The organism is Halochromatium sp. (genome assembly GCF_054919635.1).
This window is the reverse complement of sequence record NZ_JBUDPI010000229.1, coordinates 1-6371: the sequence shown is the minus strand read 5'-3', so window position 1 is coordinate 6371 and position 6371 is coordinate 1. Positions and strand designations below refer to the sequence as shown.

General features: G+C 60.4%; 6 protein-coding genes and 1 pseudogene. All 7 read right to left on the bottom strand.

Translation table 11 applies throughout. The annotated features are described in order from the left end of the window. Positions 1 to 257 precede the first annotated feature (257 nt). On the bottom strand, positions 258 to 3386 hold the full coding sequence (locus ACY693_RS13300) for a DNA phosphorothioation-associated putative methyltransferase (RefSeq protein WP_462322308.1): 3129 nt from the start codon (positions 3384 to 3386) through the stop codon (positions 258 to 260). Continuing rightward, positions 3355 to 3735 (bottom strand): nucleotidyltransferase substrate binding protein, encoded by a 381-nt coding sequence (locus ACY693_RS13295; protein WP_462322307.1) that lies wholly within the window; start codon positions 3733 to 3735, stop codon positions 3355 to 3357. The genes ACY693_RS13300 and ACY693_RS13295 overlap by 32 nt, the downstream gene beginning before the upstream one ends. A 44-nt stretch (positions 3736 to 3779) precedes the next feature. Then, positions 3780 to 4076: a nucleotidyltransferase family protein gene (locus tag ACY693_RS13290; RefSeq protein ID WP_462322306.1), complete on the bottom strand. Its 297-nt coding sequence runs from the start codon at positions 4074 to 4076 to the stop codon at positions 3780 to 3782. After that, a complete protein-coding gene (locus ACY693_RS13285) occupies positions 4063 to 4929 on the bottom strand; it encodes an ATP-binding protein (RefSeq protein WP_462322309.1) in 867 nt (288 codons plus the stop codon). Before ACY693_RS13285 ends, ACY693_RS13290 begins: the two co-directional genes overlap by 14 nt. 54 nt (positions 4930 to 4983) lie before the next feature. Further along, positions 4984 to 5244 (bottom strand): annotated as a pseudogene (locus ACY693_RS13280) (AlbA family DNA-binding domain-containing protein); the annotation flags it as partial. Positions 5245 to 5366: 122 nt separating this feature from the next. After that, positions 5367 to 5828, bottom strand: a complete 462-nt coding sequence (locus tag ACY693_RS13275) for a recombinase (protein ID WP_462322305.1) — start codon at positions 5826 to 5828, stop codon at positions 5367 to 5369. 73 nt (positions 5829 to 5901) lie between these two features. After that, on the bottom strand, positions 5902 to 6371 hold a 470-nt coding region (locus ACY693_RS13270; protein ID WP_462322304.1), incomplete at its 5' end, for a hypothetical protein.

The following is a 6371-nucleotide window of genomic DNA, read 5'->3' as shown; positions in this document are numbered from 1 at the left end:
TAGTCCTCGAAACCGCCAATCCCCTTCGGAAAGACAATCGCTTGATTGGACGACTCAGATACGCTGTTGACAGGCTCACTCATTAGGTTGCTCCCTGAGAACCCAGTCCGTTAGAACGGGGTGGATTGGACGATAGCCGGCACTGAAGACGCGACCAGTTCGCAGCTGAGTCTAGACCATAGGACGGCAGCGGGCTGTGAAACAGAGGCATTTTTGCCAACCAGCTTGGCGGTACGCTCAAGCAAGCACCTGAACCTCTACGCTGCTGTGAGAAAAGCCTCCACCGAGAGCGTCCGCGGCACCAAGCGGCCACTTGGACCAGGCAGCATGGTCACCACCTGACGCGACTGCTCCGGGCCATAGCTGACATGGATGGGCTTGTCTGCGCCGTAGAAGTAGAGCCGATCGAAGGGGGTGTTCTCGGCCACCCATTGCGCGACCTCGCGCATATCCTCATCGGCGATGATGAAATCGACCGCGGCGCCCAAGCGTGGGCAGATGAGATTGCCGAGCCGGTTGCGCTCATGCGCGGCATGCTGATCGCGCTTCGGATCGATGCGCCCCGAGATCTGACGCGCCAGCTGCGGTGAGCAAAACCCATAGGTCAGCTGGATCATGCCGAACCAGTCAATCACCGGGTCCAACACCAGCTCGGCCAGCTCCAACAGCGCGTTGTAGCTCTCTGGCTGTTGTGGAAGATTATCGATGCCGGTTTCGCCTCGGCTCTTACTTCTGCCTTGGCCTTGGCCTTGGCCTTGGCCTTGGCCTTTGCCCTGTCCCTGCTGGCGCTGAGTCTCGACTTGAGCTTGAAGTTCGGCTTCGACTTCATCCGCCGGCCCTGCTGCCTCGGCCGCTAGCCGCTGCCAGGTCTCGCCGCATTCGATCAGATCGCGAAAGCGCAAGAACTGCCCGCAAGGATCATCCAGCGCCGGTGGGGTCTGCACGCGCCGCAGCCGCAGCCCGTCGACCTCCCAGCGATGCCGCGCCAAGAGCGCGTCCAGCTCCGCCGCTGCCGGACCATACCCGGAGAGATCAATCAGCCCGCGCGCCTCAAGCTGATCCAGCGCTTCATCAAACGCCACCTGCTCCGGATAGCCCGGATGCTCCTCATTGATGTAGCGTGACTTACGATACAGATAGGGCGGCTCGAAGACCTCGCCATAGCCGAAGACATCCACATCCTGATCGCGGAGCTTGATCTTCACCCGCTCGAGCATCCGCGGCAGCGCGCGACCGTCGAAGTCATCGAAGCGCATCAGCGTCAGCTTGCCCGAGCCGATGTGGATCTTGATCAGATCAGCATTGTGCACGTCGCCATAGAGCACGGCCGCCGCGTTGATGTAGACCCGCAGCAGCGCCGGCAACTGCTCGACCAGACTGGAATGCAACGTCAGCGCGCCGCGCGGGGGCGCTTCGGCATGAGCACCAGACGCATCTTCTCCCGCGGCAAGACGGCGTTGCGATCTGTCCGCCAGTGCATCGAAGTGCGCGGCCGGCGTCCGGCCTGCGGGTTTTGACGCAACACCCGAAGCCGGCGCGGACGCGCCATCCGTGGCAGACTCGGACGCAGCACCAGCCCCTCCGCGGTCATCCAGCTCAAGCCAACCCAGCCCATGCTCGGCGGCGGTTTTACAGGCATCGGCAATCGCCTCGACATCGGCAATCTGCATCAGCCGCAGAAAACCGGCGCTGCGCGCCGCCTGATAGTCACCGAAGAAGGCCTTGATATCGCGCTGCAGCCCGGCCTCCAGATGCTTGTAGGGCCGGCGGCGCTCAAACTGCAGCAGCGCCAGATAGACCTCGAGATCGGCCGTGCGCTCGGCCTCGGCGCGCTCGAGCAGCGCGGTCACCTCGGTATCACCCAGGCGCTCGCGCTGCTCGGCCTCGAGAAAGCGCAACGCCTTGTTGAAGGTGCCGAAACCTGCCGTCAGTGCCAGCAGATCCTCGGCGCCAAGGTCGGCCTTCTCAGGGCTGCGCCCGAGGTTCAGCCAATGCTCCCAGAGCCGCTCAAGGGGAGCTTGGTAGGCCGCATACTGCTCCGCGCGGCGATCACGGCGCTTGCTGATACGCGGCGCTCGCGCCGATGCCGGTACCGGCGCAGAGGGATCACGCAGGCGCGAACGCCGGCTGCGATAGCGCTCAACCAGGAAGCGCTGCTCGGCGTCCTTGTCCCGGAACACATAGAGCACACCGGGCGCGACCGGGATCGGCTCCTCATCCAGTGCATCGACCAGAAACTCGCGGATCTCCTGCTGCGTGTAGTACTTCTGAAAGGTCTGGCGCTGGGTGATGACCCCATCGCGAAAACGGGTCCCGCGCGGATCATTCTGATTCGCCAGCATCACCGACACCACCAACAGCCGCTCGGCCAGCGACCAGGCCCGCTGCAGCGCCTCGAGCCGCTCATCGAAGTCCTCGATGACGTTGATGACGAAGCCGAGATTGACCAGATCGGCCGACTGGATCGGCTGGTCCGGCGCAAAGTACGGGTCCCAACCAGCCGCCTCGAGCCCGTTCTCGCGCAGGCCGCGCAGGTCATCGCCACGCCCGCAGCCATAGTCGAACAGGCGATGCTGGCCGTCGAGAAAGCCGTGTCGGGCTAGGCTTTGGATCGGCGCTGAGAAGCCGTAGCGGACCATCGCCGTGCGATGGCGGGCCGCCTCCCAGCCCGCGTGCAAGGCCGCTCCAGCATGCCCGGCCGCAGCCTGATCTCCGTTAGCATGCTCCTCAGCATGCCCCTCGCGACCCCCATCGCCCGCGTGGCCACGGGCATGATCGACAACAGCCTGATCGCCATCGCTGCCATCGCCATCCCTCTCATCGCCTTGCGCGTGACCGCGATCAGCGCCATCACCCTCGAGATTACCCAGCGGCAGCAGCGCATGGCCCTCGATGCGATACCCCGCGGCCTGCACCAGCTCGAGCCATTGGCGTCGGTAGCCAATCCGGGTCGTCTCCTCAAACAGGCCGATCGACTCAGCCGCCCCGGTCAGTGCCCGATATTCCTCCTGGCGCGGATGGTCCGCCGGCAGCAGCAGCTCCTTGCGATGCAGGATTGGCGGATTCAGCGAGTCCGCATAGGTGCGATAGCCGACCGCGCCCGTGCTTGGCTCAAAGCGCCAGCTCTCGCGCAGCGCCGGGAAGGGGTCATCGAAGAACGCCGCATAATGCAGCAGCGCGATCTCGCCGCTCTCCGCATCGAGCCGCACCACATTGAAGCGAACACCGCGCTCGACCCCTACCGCCTGCTCAGCCGCAGCAACACGCGCCTCCCAATCCAAACCTTTGCTATCTTGGGCGCTCGCGAGCGCATCGACGTGCAGGTAGGTGCGCCGGCCAATGGTTTTGCCTCGGCTAGCGCGCGCCACCGTCCTGACCAACCGCATCCCTTATCGAGACCAATACGCGCTCAAGAAGGTCGGCGTGATCAGGCAAGCGAGCAATAATGGCGTTAAACGCATCCTCATCGTAGACATGGCTGAGCCGATTCCGATCATCAATAGCCGCTAATAGCCTGAAATAGTCCCTCTCATCGAGATAACCAGCAAGATACCAGGCCTTGATGACCTTCTTCGGCGACGCCTCATCGATCCCTTCCAGGGCTCGCAACGCATGCTTGATGGTTTTCCAGCACAGCGCTACGGTATATTCAAACTTCTGCGCCTTGCCATTCTCTAGCCCATCAATGACGCGCTCGTCGAGCGTCTTGCCAAGCTCCGCCATGTCCAGCGACACAAGGTAGCTGAATCCCTCAAGGGCGTCGGCAAAGGCGGACAGCCTCACATCCATCGCTTCGCCTCCGCTCGCACACGCTCGCCAAACCCTCCCCTCAGCATGGGCGTCGTCACAAGATCAACGTGAAAGGGCACAAAGGATTCATCGAGGTCTTCAATGATTGCGTCGATCTGGTGCCGGGGCAGCTCGCCATCGACCCATAGATCATAATCGGAATTCCAAGCCGCATAGCCGCGCGCCCGCGAACCGTATAGATACACCGCGGTATCCGAACGAAGATATCCGCGGAGTGTCTCGCGAATATAGTCTTCTGATAAGCGCATTAAGTCAAAGCGATTCATGACCGGACACAACTCCAGTGGCTGCGAAGATCGTCAGCAGCAGCTCGTCATCATCAATCAAACGATACTCGGGGCGCCGACCAGAGAGCTTCTCGCTATTCTCCAAGATGATACGCACCCCTTCACCACGCTTATCCATGTAGGTTTGTCGGTCGCTTTGCAGCCAAGACATCTCCGTCGGCACTGAGCATTTTGCTAGCAGACTAGTGAGTGTCTCGTTACGAGCCGACTGCCGATAGAGCAAACTATCAACCGTCATCGTGTTCGGGATCGAGCCAGGCGAATAGATCTCAAGCCGATCCGAATACAGTCGCAACCGGATCTTTGCGCCATAAATCGCATAATCACGATGCGCCACAGCGTTGACCAAGGCCTCAAAAACCGCAGTGAGATCGTATTGAGGAATATCCCTTCTACCCAGTGTCTTGACCGCCGCAACCTTCATATTTCGGGCGACGAACCGACAGGCTTCACGCACCTGCTCATCAAGCGGACCTGAGAGATCACGCGCATCCAGTTGATAAGGAAGATTCCCGTTCGTTTCAGCAGGCGATGTGCCATGATAGGCAACTGCTTGAATAAAGGCATTTGGCATCCAGTCACGCGGCTCGGATGTTGCCATTAATATACCGCTCACCGAAGGATGAAGCTCACCTTGATCATCCCGAGCGGCGAGACCCATTTTGCACAAGAAGTCCGTTGCCTCGTCGCGACCTCGTGAGGTACGGAAACGATCGTAAAGCACCGAGCTCAACGCCGACACAGGAGCCTGCACCACAGGCTGCTCATCAAAGCGGATCAACCGTGTCTGGCTACGCTGCTGCCCAAGGCGAATAATATACTCGGTCGACATTCGCCGCTTGCTACTGCCGATTCGATAGAAGTGCCCATTCGGGCTCTCATGAACAAACAGACTCCTTGGGATATCAACTTTGAGAATTGGCCGTGGCTGCCCATTCGCATCTGGCAGGCTCCACTTTTCAATACGGCACAGCATTGGCGGCTTGATTCGATCTGCTCTCACTCCTTGCAGCCACTGCTCGAGTCGATCTAACTCGTCAACACTCAGACCTTGAGGCTGCTTGCTCACTTCATCAAACCCCAAGATCACAACTCCGCCCGAGCTATTGGCAAACGCCGCTAGCTCATCCGCAAGCCCATCGGCATGCGGACCGGTAATGCGCTCGCCCCGAAACTGCACGGCCTTGAACTCAAGGCGACCGTCTTCGCCGAGCTGGATCTGCTGCAATAGTGCGTCTTCGGTATCGAACATATCAGGCCCGTTCTAGCTCACCAATCCTCTTCCGCCAGATTCATGTACTCACGCATGTTGTCGAGCCAGATAGGCATCCCTAGCTTGATGGTCTGATTCAGATTCTTAACGACCTGTCGCTCAACCTCACCGCGCTCGGCGAGAAAGGCATAGAACTTCTTCAGGCTGGCCGCGTTACCTTTGATACTCGCCTCACTCGACCACATCGCCTTGCGGATAAACCAATCCCCCAGGAACTCTGGCACATAATCAGCGCCAGCGCGAGCACCAACAGGCTCGTAATACTGCAGAAAATGCTCAAGAAAGAAAGAGATATTATCGACGTGCCGACCAATGGTCGTGTCTGATAGACCGGCATCTAGTAGCCATTGCTCGAATGCTGCCACCAACCCCTCATTGTCTTTCTCAATCTGTTCAGGACTTGGCTGTTCAGGACTTGGCTGTTCAGGACTTGGCTGAATCTCGCTATCGTTGGACATCTATAACCTCGACTTGCTAGTCATGTGCACAAAGCGAGCATTCGCTCAGCATCCGAGCTCCGCCGCTAAATGCTCATGCGCTTGAATCCAGCTCCTCCCAGCTCGGATAACGAAGCCCCGGAATCCGCGGAGCGCGCACGGGCAGCCCGTGATGGCGCGCATAGGCCTCCCAGCGCTGGACCCGGCAGGCCAGGCCCTCCGGCATACCGGCGTCCATCCAACGCAGCCGCTGCGCCCAGGCCTGCTCGCTGCGGATGAGCGGCCATCCCTGCACCGCCAGCCAGAGCGCCAAGGTCGGCTCCCAGTGCATCCTGTTCGCGCCGACTTCCCGCTCGGCCTCGCTGCGATGATCCTGCCAACGCAACCAATCGCCGTCGCGGGTTGCAGTGATGAGCGGCTGATCGCCATGCTCGGGCAGCAGCTCAATCGCCGACTGTCTGATCCGAACCTGCACCATCGGCTGCTCACGCCAGCGCACCAGGCTCAAATCGCGCTTCCAATTAGCCACCAAAAAACCGCCGTTGAGATAAAGCCGCACCGCAG

Bases quoted from the DNA above. Each gene is read 5' to 3' on its own strand.
- ACY693_RS13290 (WP_462322306.1), bottom strand. From the start codon at position 4,076: ATGAATCGCTTTGACTTAATGCGCTTATCAGAAGACTATATTCGCGAG.
- ACY693_RS13300 (WP_462322308.1), bottom strand. From the start codon at position 3,386: ATGCGGTTGGTCAGGACGGTGGCGCGCGCTAGCCGAGGCAAAACCATT.
- ACY693_RS13285 (WP_462322309.1), bottom strand. From the start codon at position 4,929: ATGTCGACCGAGTATATTATTCGCCTTGGGCAGCAGCGTAGCCAGACA.
- ACY693_RS13275 (WP_462322305.1), bottom strand. From the start codon at position 5,828: ATGTCCAACGATAGCGAGATTCAGCCAAGTCCTGAACAGCCAAGTCCT.